Source organism: Mycoplasma elephantis ATCC 51980 (genome assembly GCF_000687815.1).
Lineage (GTDB): Bacteria > Bacillota_I > Bacilli_A > Mycoplasmatales > Metamycoplasmataceae > Mycoplasma_H > Mycoplasma_H elephantis.
The window spans coordinates 13,603-30,602 of the sequence record NZ_JHXU01000006.1 but is presented as its reverse complement, the minus strand read 5'-3'; the positions used below and the strand labels follow the sequence as shown (position 1 = coordinate 30,602).

At 25.5% G+C, this 17,000-nt stretch carries 11 protein-coding genes and 3 tRNA genes; 8 read left to right on the top strand and 6 right to left on the bottom strand.

The features are described from left to right. Positions 1-228: 228 nt before the first annotated feature. A tRNA-Gly gene (locus T380_RS0101940) sits at positions 229-302 on the bottom strand. Between the two features lie 63 nt (positions 303-365). Here T380_RS0101940 and nrnA point away from each other — a divergent pair. The 3 genes from nrnA (at position 366) to T380_RS0101925 (ending at position 1,562) form a co-directional block, all read left to right on the top strand. Beyond that, on the top strand, positions 366-1,328 hold the full coding sequence (nrnA, locus tag T380_RS0101935) for a bifunctional oligoribonuclease/PAP phosphatase NrnA (protein ID WP_027334246.1): 963 nt from the start codon (positions 366-368) through the stop codon (positions 1,326-1,328). Positions 1,329-1,398: 70 nt separating this feature from the next. Then, positions 1,399-1,482 (top strand) — tRNA-Tyr (locus T380_RS0101930). A 5-nt stretch (positions 1,483-1,487) separates the two neighbouring features. Further along, positions 1,488-1,562, top strand: a tRNA-Gln gene (locus T380_RS0101925). A 67-nt stretch (positions 1,563-1,629) separates the two neighbouring features. Here T380_RS0101925 and T380_RS0101920 read toward each other — a convergent pair. The 5 genes from T380_RS0101920 to T380_RS0101900 form a co-directional block, all read right to left on the bottom strand. Further along, complete coding sequence (locus T380_RS0101920; RefSeq protein WP_027334245.1) at positions 1,630-1,851, bottom strand: hypothetical protein; 222 nt, start codon at positions 1,849-1,851, stop codon at positions 1,630-1,632. Then, on the bottom strand, positions 1,844-7,015 hold the full coding sequence (locus tag T380_RS0101915; protein ID WP_027334244.1) for a lipoprotein 17-related variable surface protein: 5,172 nt from the start codon (positions 7,013-7,015) through the stop codon (positions 1,844-1,846). The genes T380_RS0101920 and T380_RS0101915 overlap by 8 nt, the downstream gene beginning before the upstream one ends. Positions 7,016-7,051: 36 nt before the next feature. Further along, positions 7,052-7,984: a hypothetical protein gene (locus T380_RS0101910; RefSeq protein WP_169734559.1), complete on the bottom strand. Its 933-nt coding sequence runs from the start codon at positions 7,982-7,984 to the stop codon at positions 7,052-7,054. 167 nt (positions 7,985-8,151) lie between these two features. Beyond that, positions 8,152-9,045, bottom strand: coding sequence for a hypothetical protein (locus T380_RS0101905; protein ID WP_027334242.1), 894 nt, complete (start codon positions 9,043-9,045; stop codon positions 8,152-8,154). A 31-nt stretch (positions 9,046-9,076) separates the two neighbouring features. After that, complete coding sequence (locus tag T380_RS0101900; protein ID WP_027334241.1) at positions 9,077-10,114, bottom strand: hypothetical protein; 1,038 nt, start codon at positions 10,112-10,114, stop codon at positions 9,077-9,079. Between the two features lie 299 nt (positions 10,115-10,413). On the opposite strand from T380_RS0101900, the gene T380_RS0101895 reads away from it, so the two are divergent. From T380_RS0101895 to T380_RS0101875, 5 genes are read left to right on the top strand one after another with little or no spacing between them, the layout of a single operon-like run. Further along, positions 10,414-10,722 carry a hypothetical protein gene (locus tag T380_RS0101895; RefSeq protein ID WP_027334240.1) on the top strand — a complete coding sequence of 103 codons (309 nt, stop codon included), beginning with the start codon at positions 10,414-10,416 and terminating at the stop codon, positions 10,720-10,722. Further along, positions 10,715-12,337, top strand: a complete 1,623-nt coding sequence (locus T380_RS0101890; RefSeq protein WP_027334239.1) for a DAK2 domain-containing protein — start codon at positions 10,715-10,717, stop codon at positions 12,335-12,337. Before T380_RS0101895 ends, T380_RS0101890 begins: the two co-directional genes overlap by 8 nt. Further along, a complete protein-coding gene (plsX, locus tag T380_RS0101885; protein WP_027334238.1) occupies positions 12,337-13,317 on the top strand; it encodes a phosphate acyltransferase PlsX in 981 nt (326 codons plus the stop codon). The genes T380_RS0101890 and plsX overlap by 1 nt, the downstream gene beginning before the upstream one ends. Further along, positions 13,317-14,060 carry a ribonuclease III family protein gene (locus T380_RS0101880; protein ID WP_027334237.1) on the top strand — a complete coding sequence of 248 codons (744 nt, stop codon included), beginning with the start codon at positions 13,317-13,319 and terminating at the stop codon, positions 14,058-14,060. The genes plsX and T380_RS0101880 overlap by 1 nt, the downstream gene beginning before the upstream one ends. Beyond that, the gene (locus tag T380_RS0101875; protein WP_027334236.1) at positions 14,047-16,977 is read left to right on the top strand and encodes an AAA family ATPase; all 2,931 of its coding nucleotides are present in this window, start codon (positions 14,047-14,049) and stop codon (positions 16,975-16,977) included. Before T380_RS0101880 ends, T380_RS0101875 begins: the two co-directional genes overlap by 14 nt. Positions 16,978-17,000: the final 23 nt, after the last annotated feature.

Genomic DNA, 17,000 nt, shown 5'->3' with positions numbered 1-17,000 from the left:
AAAATTTTTTTCTATTGTTTTTTTACTATTTTTTAGTTTTTAGATTATTCTATTTATTTAAAACGTTGTAATGAATTTGCCATACCAACAATATTTAAAATAAAACAAATTTTTTAGTTATTTTTATATTAAAAAATTCAAAATTAATTAAATAAGATTTATGAATAATTTTTAAATAAAAAAAATAAATGGTTAAACTATTTATTTTTTGGTAAATTTTCATTTATATGGAGCAAATGAGGAGAATCGAACTCCCGTATTTAGCATGGCAAGCTAATGTTCTACCATTGAACTACATTTGCATAAGTAATAATATTTTACTACATATTTTATATTTTGTAAATATAATATTTAAATAGGAATGTATGAAAATAGGCAATTGAAAAGAAGTAATAAAAATAATTGAAAAGCATGATAATATAATAATCTTTCATCATATTAGACCAGATGGAGATTGTCTAGGAAGTCAATCTGGATTGGCGGAATTAATAAAAAATAATTATAGTAATAAGAGTGTTTACATAATTGGCGATAACGAAAATAATTATAATTTTCTTGATTTCAAATTCAATAATTCAATTGATATAAATTATGAAAATTCACTAGGTATTGTCGTAGATGTAGGTAATAAAGAAAGAATTAAAAATGTTGAGATTCTATTAGAAGATAGAATAACACATCGATTAAGAATTGATCATCATCCTACAAATTCAGATATTAAATTTGATTACGAATATATAGATTCAAGCTTTTGTGCGGCTGCTGAATTAATTACCGACTTAGCAATTAAATCAAAATGACTTATTAATAATAATTCAGCAAAATATCTTTATTTAGGTATAAATACAGATTCTGGACGATTTTTATATCCAGGGGTTAAGCCTAGAACATTTAACTGTGTTGCTAAATTAATAAAACAAGCTAATTTAGATATATTCGAAATACATAATGAATTATATAAAAAGACATTATTAGATTTAAGAATACAATCGCACATACTTTCTAATTTTAAAAAGGATGGGAAAGTACTATATTACATAGCTACCAAAAAAATACAAGATTTATTTAATATTTCATCTTCAGATATAGGCAAATATAATAATTTGCTTTCTAATATAGAAGATAATTATATATGATTGTTTTTTATCGAGATTGATAAAAATACTTATCGAGTTAGATTAAGATCTAATGGTCCTAAAATTAATAAAATTGCAATGCAATTTAATGGTGGAGGTCATGCATATGCGTCTGGTGCTACAATATATAAAAAATCTGATATTAAGAAAATTATTGATATGTCAAATATTGAAATAAATAAATTAAAATAATGCATAAAGCATTATTTTTTATTAAAAATGACATATTTGTATTATAATTAAAAAGCTTTATAGCAAATGTGGGGGGGTAGCAAAGCGGCCAAATGCGGGTGGCTGTAACCCACTTTCTTCGGATTCGGGGGTTCGAATCCCTCCCCCCCCACCATTTTTTGCCCCATAGCCAAGCGGTAAGGCATCGGTTTTTGGTACCGACACGCGTTAGTTCGAATCTAACTGGGGCAGCCATGTGTTTAATCACGCCAATTAAAATATGCATAAAAAAATAAGAATTACTTCTTATTTTTTTATTTTATTATTTTAGTGTCGCGGCACCATATATAGTTAATGCTAGAAAAATCAAAAGTAAAACAATAGAAACTATAAAATATATTAATAAATTATTTTTAGGATTATGAACAACTTGAATTTTTACATCTGCATTAATTTCTTTAGATTTATTTGCATTTATATTTTGATCTGTTGTTACATCCAAAATATCTGCTTCAAATATTTCTTCATCTTTTTCGTTATACATTGTAATCCTTTTTATTTTTTCTTATTTTATTAAAGATTAAATATAATCATGAACCGGAACCAATTATACCTAATAAACCAATAATAAGTAATGATAGTGAAACAAAATTCAAATTAGTACTTAATGATTCATTCAATATGTCTGTCATTTCTTTTAATTTTTTATTGTATTTTGATTCAAGATCTTTTAGTATTTTGTTTCCATCTTGTTTGTTTTTTTCTAATTTTAATTTACTTATTTCATTTTCTATATTTGTTTTATCTTCATTGAATTTATCTGTAAGGTTTTCTAGAATTGAAGCATTTTTTATATTTACTTCAGTTATGCTCTTTAATTTATCTATTTCCTTGTTAATTCTATCATCTTCTTTTGTATATCATTTTTCTTTTAGGTTTTCTAATTCATCTTTATATTCTTTGTAAATATCTTTATGTTTCTCATTATATAACTCATTATCTTTTATTCTATTTACATTTTTTTCGAAAACATCAAGAGCTTCTTTCACATCTTCAATCTTACTTCAAGATAAGGAACTTATATTTTTTGCTTTATTTCTTGTATATTCTAAATCTTTTTTAATACTTCATAATTGATATGTTTTTTTATCGATTCTCTCATTAAACTTGATATCATCATTTTTAAGAACAAAGGAAACTAATACATCACCAGTAACATCATCATACTCATGAAGGGTTTGTTCAAGAATTAAATCCATTCAGATAAATCTTTTTTCTTCTTTAGATACATTATTTTGTTCATCTATTCTTATCATTACTTGTTCTTTATCATTATTGTTTTTATTTAAATCATTAATATTCTTGAAATAGCCAAATTTATTTATTCGATATTTAAAATAATCATTATTGTTTATATTTTTATTTAAATCAGATGGTAAAACACCTGGTTTATATATATCTAGTTCGTTACCCGTTCCTACATATTCTTGTTTTATAACATTATTATCTACTTCAACCTTAAAGGTACCTTTAATATTTCTATTTACATAATTTTTAAACTCATCTTTTAAATGATCTTCTCATTTTTTTTCTCGTTTTTCAATTACAATTGTTTCTTCAATACCAAATCTATTAACTTGCACATTATATCTTATAATACCATCTATATCATTTGCATAAATACATTTAGAAGATGGAATAAATGCGCGCTTCAATTCTTTTTCTTTCTCGGGACTAAATTTATAAATTCTTGTAAATTCTTCGCGACAAAATGTTGATGGGATTTGACTAGACTTGTCGTCTGGTTTAACGGCGTTTAGTTTAACAAAGTCATCACTTTTTAAATTTTGTAATTGTTTTTTTACATCATTTATTGTTATAAAGTTTTCGAATAGAACCGTTTTACTCTTGGATAAATTAGTAGTATCTGCTGTATGTCAATAAGATAATTCAATTTCAACAACCCCTTGTTCATCATCTTTTGAAATAATTCCTGATTTACAATCAATATATGGTGGTTTATCAGTTTTATTACCGTTTATATAAGAATATTTATGATGGTTATCAAAAATAAAAGCTTTAGGTAAAACATTTATTTTTTCTTTATTATCAATTGTTATTTTGCCGTAAATCTCATCCTTATCTTCAAACATTACATTTACTTCAAAACGTTTAAATTGTTTTTGTCATGAATCGAAAAAATCAAAAATAATTGCATCATTAGAAATATCTTTTTGATTAGATTTAAAATTTCAGTTGTTATCATAATTAATACCTAACTTTGTAATTTTTAAAATACCATTCATATTATCTTTATTAAATTCAATATGATCAGAACTTATATGTATTTTATTATTAATTTCTTTATGATTATCATGATTTTTTACATTTATTTTTAAATCTTCAACTTTTAATTCTTTAGGCAGTTTATCACTTCAAAATGAATTATTTTCACTTGTTTCGATTAATAAATCACTCTTGTAATTTTCTAATAAATCATGTAGGTATTTTTCATATGTTAATAAATCTTTAATTGGTTGTTTGTATAATGTAACAGACACATTAGGTTTACCATTTTCATATTCATAATTTAATTTAACATCAATTAGTAGTTGTCCTTCTTCGTCTTTTTTATCATAAATAGTTAATTCTGGTTTTTTAAGTTTATTGCGATCCAAATCTTTGTAATCAACAATTTCAAACCCTATATTCTCACTAGTTACTTCTGAAGGGAATAAATCTTTTGTTTTATTTTTATCAACTTTAAACGTTATCTTATTTAATTGTTTTTTATATGTTGAAAAATTATTAAATTCTTCATTAGGAATAGAAATTGTCGAATCAACAGAACCATTAATATCATATTTAAGTTTTAATTTCAAACCAGAAATAGTTATTATCCCATTAAGATCATCATTATATACTGTTATATAATCTTTAATTAATTCAAACTTGTCATTAGAAACAATATTTGATTTTGGATTGTTTTTTACTTTTAATTCTATTAAATCTTTATGAGTCGCTATATCATTTTTTGATGGTATTTTATCTATGTCTGCTCTATCTAATTTTATTTCTATATTGCTATTTTTAACCATTTCATCTACATATTGTTGATATGTAAGGAAACCCGGAAATTGTATTTTATCTTGTTTTGAAGAAATATGATCTCTTGCAATATTATTGTGATTATATTTTAGATTAATTGTTACATTAATTGTACCTTTTATATTATCAAAACTATCTACAACAATATCTTTTATTATTTTCCCTTCTTCCAAATCTCCAAAATTTTCTAGTATAAATATTTCGTGATTTTTAGTTATTTCTTTTGGGAAATATTCCTTAGCTTTATCAGCATAAATATTAACTTTAACATTATCTAATTGTTTTTTGTATGTCGAAAATCCTGGTACTGATTTATCGGAAATATAATTTGTTGAATAAACGAAAAAATAAGGACTTGTTTTATCATATGAAAGTTTTAATCTCAATTTTGAAATGGTTATTTCGCCATTTATATTATCAGGATTTATGATTTTTATGTCATCAACTAATAAAGTAAATTGATCATCTTTTACTACGTGAGATTTTGTGTTTTTATTTTCTTTAATTTTAAATTTTATATGAGTTTTAATATAATCTAAACTGATTTTTGAAGGTAATTTTTTGTTATCTGGAGTTAATGATATTTCTATAAATTCATCATTATTCATTTTATTTACATATTGTTGGTATGTAAGGAATCCGTTGATAGTTTTAACTGGGATTGTAACGGGGATCTTATTTCCTATTTCATATTCATAATTTAATTCAACACTAACTTCTATATTGCCTTCTACATTATTTTGATTTTTAATATTTCATTTTATATCTTTAAAATTATCTTTGTCTAGATTTTCATAATTGCTAATATCTAATCCTATATTTTCATTAGTTACTTCTGAAGGGAATAAATCCCTAATTTTATTTACATCATATACAAAATTTACTTTTTTTAATTCATTTTCATATGTTGAAAAGCCATTAAATGTAATTGTTTTATCAGGATTAATTTTAATTAATTCTGTTGAATCAACATAAGTTCCATCATGCAAAAGCCTTAATTTCAAACCAGAAACAATTATTTCTCCCATTAGATTATCTTGTTTAATAACTTTTAATTCATCCACAGATAAAGTGAATTGATTATCTTTTACTACATGAGATTTTGTGTTTTTATTTTCTTTAATTTTAACTTTTATATGTTCTTTAATTTCTTCTAAAGTTATTTTTGAAGGTAATTTATTTCTATCTATTGTTAATAATATTTCTATAGATTCATTATTATTCATCTTGTCTACATATTGTTGATATGTCAGAAAACCATTAAAAGGGGAATCTTTTTGTTCTTCAATAGAAGGGTTCAATTTAGAAGTTATTATTAATTTAATTGTTAAATTACCAATAACATTATCTGGAGTTAATTCTATTTTGGTATCAAAATAATTTTTGTTAATTGAAATTTCATTTTCTATTTTTATATTATCTTTAGAAATTTCTGAAGGAAACATTGTCTTATTAAATTGTGCTTGATCAATATTTAAACTATCTACTATGTTTTTTAATTCATTTTTAATATCATCATCGCTTTTTTCTTCGAAATAGGAAATATCAAACATTCTAAAATATGTTTTATTATCAGAATGTTTGTAATTAATCTTTATATATATTTTTTTATTTTCTTTATCAATAACTAAATTATCTTTTGTAATAGCTAGATTAATATTTGCATCGTCCTTAAAATCATAAATCTTGTTATAAGATAATAAATGAATTTTAATATAATTTTTAATATCTTGCTCACTTAAACTAAAATCTATCTTGCCCTTATATTTAAATGCAAGATTATCAAGAATGCTATTTACATCATTTTTATCATATGAATAAATTAAATAGTCATATGGTGTAGACAAAGTGTCATGGATATATTCAATTTTAAACTGACCATAATCTTTATCAAACCCACTATTAGTAATTCTTATTTTTTCTTTCTTATCTATTGATAATGGTATTTCTTTAAGATTGTTTTTAACTTGGTCTCACTCAATTTCATTACCATTGAAATTTAAATAATATTTATTTATATCTCCTTCATCGCGTTTTTTAAAAATTTTCAAGTAATGTTTTGAAATATTCCTTGACTTAAAATTATAAAATTGATTTATTTTATCTTCAAAAATAGTGAATGTGTCTGACGTTATATATTTCTTTTTATAATTAAGATACACAGAAAATATATACTTATCACTATCTTTTTTAATATTACTTATACCTAATGACAATTCATATGGAGCAAAATATTTGTTAAATGGAGTATTACCAAAATATAATTCTCATTTTGATTTGTCTGTAATTACATTTTTAAATTCATCAATAGAATTAAAAGTATTAATAGAATCTCCTTGATACACAAAACTTCAACCGGTTGTTGTAATATCATCATTTTTTGTTCAAATTGGTAATGTATCATATTTATTTAAATCTACGTTTGTTGGTTTAAAAAATAATCTATTAATATCTTGTATATTCGTTGTATTTGTTTTTTTGTATATATTATCAAAAATGAATTTAAGATTTTTATCTGTATATGGAGTTGATTCAGAATATCATGGATAATAATCCTTATTTGATTTATCTTTTAATTTAAAAACTACGCTTGAGTCCACAAAATCATTCGATAATTTCTCTAACTCTATTCCTACCTAAAAATTTCTAACATCATATAAAAAATGTGTATCTAATTCAAAATATCTATTTGATGGATAATTTGGATATTCTCCACCTTCTCAAATAAATGCTGTTTTTTTATTTTCGGATTTTTTAGAAATTAATTCGCTTGAATGATCTATAAATCATTCCCCCCCACTAAAATCATAATTTGAATCAACATCTAAATTAGCCTTAAAATAAGATTCAACCATGTTTTTTAACTTGTTGGTTATAAAATTTTTAATATTTTTAATTTCTTTTAATTGGTTTTCAAACCCTGCATTCTCTCAATAAATATCTATTCTTGGTTTTTTTGGACCGAAATAGTTTAAATTTTTATAATATTCATAACAAATCGTTCTACCATATTGGCTAACACGCAAACATGGAATCATATTTTTAATAGAACTGATTTTTGTTTTATTTGCATCTTTTCTATTTATATTTATATTTACATCATAAAATGATATTACATTATCATATTTTTCTTCTTTAGTATCTATTGTCAGAAATTGAAAATCAGTTTTTTTAACAAAATCAATTGAGTATTTATAATTAGGAAAAATATTATCTCTCAATGACTTAAAATCTTGAGAAACAACATTATCGGGATTTATTTCCAAACAATCTCCATCTAATAATTGTTTACCAATTTTTTTAGTCGCATTCAGGCCATCACATATAAAATATTTTTTTGTATTATCTACTCAACCCTTATATTTATCTTTTTTTAAAACATTTACTTCAATTAAAAAAAGTCCTAAATTATTAATTCAGACATCATTTATTTTTTTAATATCATCTTTTTCTTGATCGGTAACACTTGATGCAAATTCTAGCCCATTAGATCTTTTCTTTTCTACTTTAACAGTTTTTATATTATTATCAAAGTTTGTTGTTGTTAAATGGTAAACAAAAAAAGCCATTAATATTAATGGAAATAATAGTATTAAAATTATCCTTTTTATTTTTTTCATGGTGCACATTCCCTTGTTTTTGTTATAAGATTATAACTATACTAATATATTAATATTATATTATATATAATATTCCTTTTAAATTAAAGGATATAAAAAAAGGCCATAGCCTTTTCTTAAAATCAAGGTATCAAACCAGAACGAGCACATAAAGCAATAATTATTAAACAAATAAATAATGATAAGAAGAATGTTAATACTATAACTTTTGGGGTGATACGTTCTAATCAGTGTATTTTTGGTTGATTATTGTAAAAATATTGGGTTTGATTAGTTGGGTATATAGCTGGCATCATCATTGTATTAGGATATTGAAATGCTGGCAGCATTTGTTGTTGAAATTGTGGATTAGGTTGTTGAGCTTGTGTTTGAGCATTAGGATTATATAATGCTAATTGTGTTTCATTTGAACTTGGTTGTTGAACAAATTGATTTTCTGGTTGTGGATTGTTGGCATTATTTTGAACTTCATTATAATTTTCTTCAACTTGTGTACTTGCAAATGATTCATTTAATTCATTCACATTATCATTCATTTCTTGTAATTTTCATTGCATAGCTTCAGACTTAAGTTCTAGATCTTTTTTAGCTTCTTCTACTTGAGAAATTTTTTGATCTAATTCTTTTTGTTTTTCCTCTCATTGTTTTTGTAAGATTTCTTGATTTCTTTTAATAGCTTCCTCAAGTTTTCTTTCTTGTTCTTTTTGTTTTTCCTCAGAATCAAATGAGTCAAATACAATTGTTTCTTTTGATTCTAAAGAACGTATGGTTTTAATGTTTCTTACATATTTACCATTTGCATGGAATCATAAATAACCATCTATTTCTAAAGACATATAATAAGCAATTGCTTCTTCTTGATCTTTAAAATACTTAACATCGTTTGATTTTTTCTTTTTAAGCCTTCAAGCTTCTTTGTCACCTTTATTTGTTCAAGAACAATATCAAAATTCTCTTTCTGGTTTTTGAAATTGTTCTTGAGTAACTTTATTTTCTTGATTATCTGACAATGTATATTCCTTTCTATCGCTTTTATTTTAATTAAGCTCTATGCTTTCTTAAAATAGCCATAATTAACAATCATACAAATATTCCGGTGAATAAAACACCTATTCCAAGTACAACTCAAATTCAAATTGAATTATTATTATAATTTGGTACTGTATCTTCAATTAATTTAAATTCTTTTATTAATGCGCTAATTTTTTGCTGAGTAGCTACTTTAGCTACAGGTGAAGAAAATCCTGATTTTAAAGCATTCATTTTAGAAATAGTTTTATTAAATCCGTGTTTACTTAAACTTGATCCATCATTTGATTTATGGCTGTTTATATCTTTATTTAAGTCGCTAGCTATTTTTTTAACTTCTTTAAATGCGGCGTTATCATTGCTATTGCCATTTACGTCTGTGGCTACTAAATTATCTTCTTTAGAAACTTCATTATAATTTCAATTTGAACCTTTTGAATCAGCCAATACTTTGTTAAGTGCTTGAATACTAATGAATTTCTCTTTTCTTTCTTCAGAATTAGTTCTAGAATTATTAAATTCAACTCTTAATTGTTCTATTTTACGTGTAATGTCATCTTCTTTAAGTTGTTCATTAGTTGATGTTTTCTTAAAACCTTTTATAATGTATTCCTTAACATCAGATTCTTCATTATTTTTTTTAAAACTATATAAAACTTTTAGATTACCATTAGTAAGGTCTGGTTCAAGCCCTTGCAATACGAATAAAACGTCTTTAACATCTTCTTTTCTTGTTCCTTTGAATTCTATCCAAATATTAGATGGAAAAACATCAATAGGAGATGAAGAACCTATTGGAAAATCTTTATATTTTCCAGATTCTGTAGGTATACCCACCTTGATTTCATACCCTTTCATAGCTCTATCAACTGCTTCACTATCAGTTACCATATAAAATCTAGAAGGATTTTTATATGCAAAACTCAATGTTTTAGAGGTTGTGATTTCGCTAGAGTTATATTTATTTGCCGCAAAAACTGCCGCACTTACCCCCGCAGTCACTGTGGTTAAACAAGCTAAACTAAGGGAAAATTTTGTTATTTTTCTCATAGACATTCCTTTTTATAATTTAATTATTATTAATAAGATTATTTTACCATTTTTTTAATAAACTAAATATATTTAATGAATTTGCTTGAATTTCGATTATTTTTTAAAAAAACTATTGTTTTTTGTATTCATTTTATTTTGTAAATACAATAAAAACTCTTTAATTTATATTGAAAACAATAATTTTTTGTTTCATTTTTTTATGTTGTTTAATTTGTGTTATTTATAATATTATTGTTTATAAAAAACAAACATATATAATATATAATTGTTTAATATTTTGTATAAAGGAGGTAAATATGGATCACAAAATAAAAGAAATAGTTGAAAAAGTTCTTGAAACAACTCCTGGTGTTTATGGTTTAACAAAACTTGATTACACTAATAATGCTTTTGAAATTGTTGATCGTAATTCATGACACAAATATATTTATTTATCCGAACATAATAATATTTTTGCTGTAAAAATTTCAATAGTCATAAAAGATAATGTGTCATCCAAAAATATAGCTCAATCTTTAACTAAAACTATTGTATTTTTGGCTAATAAACAAAATATTCAAATTAAAGAAATTTTAATATTTATTAGAGGGGTTATTTATGAGTAAATACACAACAATAAGCGCAAATGAATGAAAAAAGGCAATAATATCTGCTGCGAACCATCTTACAAATAGTAAATCAAGAATTGATAGTTTAAATGTTTTTCCTGTACCAGATGGTGATACTGGAACAAATATGTCAAGCACAATAAATCAAGCAAAAATAGATTTACAAAAAAGCGAATTCGATAAAATTAGTGAAGTGGCTAATTGTGCTGCTAAAAGCATGTTAATGGGAGCAAGAGGTAACTCTGGGGTTATTCTTTCACAAATCTTTAAGGGGTTTTCTATTGCCTTTGAAGGAAAAAAAGAAATAGATACATATGAGCTTCTTGTTGGCTTTAGAGAAGCAACTAAAAAAGCATATGCTTCTGTTCTAAAGCCTGTTGAAGGAACAATTTTAAGTGTTATTCGTGAAACAACTGAAATTTTAGAAAAATTTAAAAAGTCAAATGTATCTGTAGTTGAATTTATGAGAAACGCGGTCGATTATGCAAGAGTTTCTTGTGAAAACACACCTAACAAATTACCAGTTTTAAAAGAGGTTGGAGTAAATGATTCTGGAGGGGAGGGATTACTTTTAATAATTGAGGGGATATATTTATCTCTAAAAGGTAACCCTGTTGAAATTAATGATAAAGAGGAAAAACATACCTTTATTTTTGAAACAGAAATTTATGATGAAGAATTTGGTTATTGTACAGAATTTATAGTCGATCTTAAAAACCCTCAAAATTTTAATAAAGATGAGTTTATTAAACTTATTGAAAAAAACACTAATTCACTAGTTGTTATTAATGATGAAAATCTCCTTAAAGTTCATGGGCACACTTTAAAACCTGGCGCATTATTGAATAATGGTCAAAAGTATGGTGAGTTTATTAAAATTAAAGTTGATAACATGTCAATTCAGGCAAATGAATCAAAAAATAAAAGTATTAAAAACTCTCCTAATTTAAATAAAAAAGAATGCGGAATAATTTCATGTAACTTAGGACAAGGAATAATTCAAAAAGTTAAAGAATTAAATTGTGATTACGTAATTGAATCTGGGCAAACACAAAATCCTTCTACATCACAAATTATCAGCGCTATAAAAAATACAAATGCTAAAACCATTTTCATACTTCCTAATAACTCAAATATTATTTTAACTGCTCAACAAGCCGCACAAACAATTACAGATAAAAATGTAATAATCATCCCAACAAAGACACAGATACAAGGTTTAACTGCTCTTATGTATTTTAATTCAGATACTACAGCTGATGAAAATAAAGAATGTATGTTAGACTCTATTAAGTCTGTAAAAAGTTGCCAAATAACCAAAGCAATGAGAGACACTAAAATTGAGGGTATTAAAATTAAAAAAGATGATTTTCTTGTTATAGTAAATAATAAAATTATAAATACTGCTGATACTTATATTAATGCGGCAAAAATTGCTGTAGATGATATGATAGATAAAAAAAGCGAGATTGTTTCTATATACTATGGGGACGAAGCAAGCAAAATTGATGCAGAAAAAATTTCAGATTATATTTCTTTAAAACATAATGTTGAGGTAGAAATAATTAATGGTAACCAACCTAATTACCAATTTCTTATAGGAGTTGAATAATGTATAAAATAGCATTTGATATTATGGGTAATGATAAAGGGGTTGAGCCGGCTATAAGTGCAAGTTTAGATTTTGCTAAACAAAACCCTAATTACACAATCTGATTAGTTGGTGATTTGGAAGAAATTAATAAATATTATTCAAGCAATTTAAAAAACATAAAAATAATAGATTCAAAAAATACTATTAAGTTTTCACAGAATATTCGCGAAGAAATATCAAAGTCTAGTTCTATGATAGATGCAATTAGATTACTCGCATCCGATCAAGTTGATGCAGTATTGTCTTGTGGTGATAGCGGAATGTTTCTTGTTGGAAGCACACTTATTTTAAAAAGATTAAAAGGTATTTCTAGAGCAGCTTTTATGCCAATGATTCCCACAATGATAAAAAATAAGAAATTTTTATTACTTGATACCGGAGCAAACATTGAAACAAAACCTAATTATTTGGTAGAATGAGCTAAAATAGCTAGAATTTTTTATAAATACATGTTTAATGTAGAAAATCCTATAGTAAAACAAATAAATATCGGAACAGAAGAATATAAAGGCGGTAATTTACAAAAAGAAGCTCATGAAATGCTTAAATCTGAAAATGTTAATTATCAAGGTTTTATTGAACCGAGAGATTTATTATTAGGTAATTGTGATGTTGTTGTTTGTGATGGTTTTTCAGGTAATTTGGTATTAAAATCAATGGAAGGAACCGTTCTTAACTTTATTAAAATTCTAAAGGAGTCTTTAACCAAAACCTTTACTAGGAAGTTAGCTGCTTTGTCTCTCAAAAGCGCTTTTAAAGAAGTTGCTGAAGATTTAGATTATAGAAATGTAGGCGCCGCATGAGTAATGGGTGTTAATAAAATGGCAATCAAAACCCATGGTTCAAGCGATAAAAAAGCATTTCTAGGAGCTTTAAATCAAATAAAAATTGGTTTAGATAATAATATTTTTAATAAAATAAAAGAAGAGTTTTTATAATGGATATATCAAACAAGGAATCTAAAGCTTTTTATCTAAATAAAGTTAAAGACATTTTAAATAAATATCAGATACCATTTAATGATATCAATTTTTTTATAACTGCTTTTACTCATGGTTCTTATAACAACCAAAAACATAAATTACAAACTTATGAACTGTTAGAATTTCTTGGTGATTCATTAATAGGTGCTTATGCTGCCGAAAAAATTTATAAAATTTTAGATAAAAAAAGAATAAATGATCCTGGTGTTGCAACAAAAATAAAATCTGAAGTTGTAAAAAATTCTTCTTTAGGTAAAATTACTGATGAAATAGGATTAACAGATTTAATTCTTCACTCATTAAAAAATCTTGACAATAAAGAACAAAGTAAGATTAAGGGCGATATATTTGAATCGCTTTGTGGTTGTATATATATAGATTCAAATTTGCAAAATCTTAATAATTTTTTAAATAAAATATTAAAACCAAAATTGGATAAACATTTAAGTAAAATTGATATAGTAAAAGAACACCCAAAATCTCTTTTTCAAGAGGTTATTCAAAAACATAAAATAGGCGAAATTGTTTATGAAACAAGAGAATTTGTTGAAAATGGTCATATTTTGTTTCACTGTAAACTAATGGTAAATGATATGATTTTTGGTGAAGGGGTTGGTACTAGCAAACAAAACGCAGAAACCATTGCGGCAGAAAATGGTTTAAAAAAATATCAGGAGGTTCATAATGAAACTAATTAAAATTTTTGCACACGGATTTAAATCATTTGCTGATCCAGTTACGCTAACATTTGATGGGGGCGTAACAGGAATAGTGGGGCCAAATGGTAGTGGAAAGTCAAATATAAATGATGCTGTTCGTTGAGTTTTAGGAGAATCTTCTTCAAAACAACTTCGTGGAGATAACATGAATGATGTTATTTTTGCCGGAAGCAAAACTGCTCCTGAAATGGATAGTGCAGAAGTAACCCTTACATTTGATAATAAAGATCGAACTATTCAAAACCAAGGTGATACATTTACTATATCAAGAATTATTAAAAGAAATGTGCCGGGAAACTTATATTTTATTAATGGGGAAGAGGCTAGACTAAGAGATATAAAAGAAATAGCAATGCAAACAGGTATATCAAAATCTTCTCTCGCAATTATTTCGCAAGGTACAGTTAGTGATATAGCTGAAGCGAGCCCTATTCAAAGAAGAGGAATTTTTGAGGAGGCTGCTGGTGTAAGTATTTATAAGACAAGGAAAGATGAAGCTCTTAGAAAACTTGAAAGAACCATGGTAGAACTTGAAAAAGTTCATGATCGAGTAAAAACTCAAGAAAAATTACTAAATAAATTAGAAAAACAAGCAGAAAAAGCAAAAATTTGAGTAGAAAAAAGTAAACAATTAAAGGAAGTTGAAATAGGTTTGCTTGTAAACAATATTGGTCATCATACTGAATTATTAGAAAAACTAGAAACAGAACTTAACGGGGTTGATGAAACAAAAATAAATCTTAACAAACGCTTAGATGAAACGATTGACATAATTAAACACAAATCAACATTTAAATATGACTTAGAAAAAGAACTTCAAGAACTAAAAAATGAAAATGATTCAATTAACTTAAAACTAAGAAACATAGAAATAGCAAAAATTCGCCAATCTGAGCAAAGAAAAATTATTTATGGCGGATTAACAGATGCAACACCTGAGCAAATTATTGAATCATTGAAAGATGAAATTAGAGATAAAAATGATGACTTTTTAGCTCTTACAAATCAGTTAGATAACATTAAAGAAAAGGCAGAAGGATATAAAGTTGAAGCAAATCAACTTGAAATGACAAGGCAAGAATTAAATGCCAAGCTTGCTACTAATGAACGCAATCGCCAAGTAATAAGCGCAACATTAATTTCTCTTAAGGAACAACATAAATCTCAAAACTTTTTATCTCAAGGAACTAAAACAATTTTAGATAACAAATTTCTTTTTAAAGGTTTAGAGGGAACTGTTTCAAACTTAATAAAATTTGATACAGAGTATCATAATGCTATGTCGATTATTTTAGGCTCAAGTTCACAAAATATTGTAGTCGATACACCCGATACAGCTATAAAAGCAATTAATTTTTTAAAAAATAATAAAAATGGTAGAGCAACCTTCATCCCTTTGTCATCTGTTTCTCCAAAATTTGTTAGACAAGAACATTTGTATATATTAGAAGGAATGAAAGGGTTTATAGGTATAGCTAGCGACCTTGCTAAAACAGAACCAAAATTTAGTATTTTAGTCAAATTCCTCTTAGGAAACATTCTTGTTTCAGATACTATAGAAAATGCTAACAAAATAGCTAATTTATTAGATAAAAGATATACTGTTGTATCACTTGATGGAGATATTGTTAGACCTGGCGGGGTTATGCAAGGTGGAGAAAAAGTTAAAAATAATATTTTTGGACTTGAAGAAAAAATTAAACAACTAGAAGAAGCCTTACCTAAACATGATGAATTTGAAAAACGTCTTCGTAGTGAAATAAATAAAATTCAAATTCAATATGAAAATAAAATGAAAACCATTACAGGTTTCACGGAAGAAGTTTTTAAAATAAGACAAAACATTGAAAAAATTGAAGCCGAACTTACTGAATTGAATATTAAATTTAAGAATTTATCAAATGAAGAATTAAAACTTTCTAATACCATAAATATTGAAACAAACGTTGAAGTTCTTAAGACAAAACAAATTGAAAACACAGCGCATATTAATGCAAAACAAGAACAAATTTCTGAATTTTCTAAAGAAATTACAAAATCAACACTTGAAAAAATGGAATTAGAAAAACAATTAAGAGATTTCGAAGCTAAGTTTAATGAAAAAATTAGAGAAAAGGATCGTTCTCAAATTTTATTAAAACAATCTTCAGAAAGATTAAGTGAACATTATAAAATGACATATGATGTCGCAAAAGAAGAATATGTTTTAGAACTTGAAATTGATGAAGCAACAAAAATAGTTAAAACACTTCGCAGAGAAATAGATGACTTAGGAACCGTTAACTTAGACGCTTTAAATGAATATGAAGAAGTTAAAAAGGAATATGATATCTTAAGTTCAAGTTATAATGAAATTTCAGAAGCAAAAAATAAAATAGATGAGGCTATATCACAACTTGATAAAATAATTATTTCAAGATTAACTGATGTTGTAGATGCAGTAAATAAAGAAATAAATAATGTATTTAGTGCAATGTTTGGCGGTGGTAGTGCTACCGTTAAATTTACCGAACCAAATAATGTTTTAGAATCCGGAATAGATATTGAAGCTCAACCTCCAGGAAAAATGATTAAAAACCTTAAATTATTTTCAGGAGGAGAAAAATCATTAATTGCTATTTCTTTATTATTTGCCATTATAAAATCTAGACCATTACCTCTTTGTATTTTGGATGAAGTTGAAGCGGCCCTTGATGAATCTAATGTTATTCGTTATGCCGAATTCTTACAAAAATTAAAAGATACCACCCAATTCCTCGTAGTTACACACCGTCATGGCACAATGGCTAATGTTGATCGTTTAGTTGGTGCTTCTATGCAAAAAAGAGGTATTACTTCTTTCTTTACTGTAAGTATTGAAGATGCGAAGAAAATGTTGCAAGAAGAAGAAAAATAAAAAACATATCGTTTGATATGTTT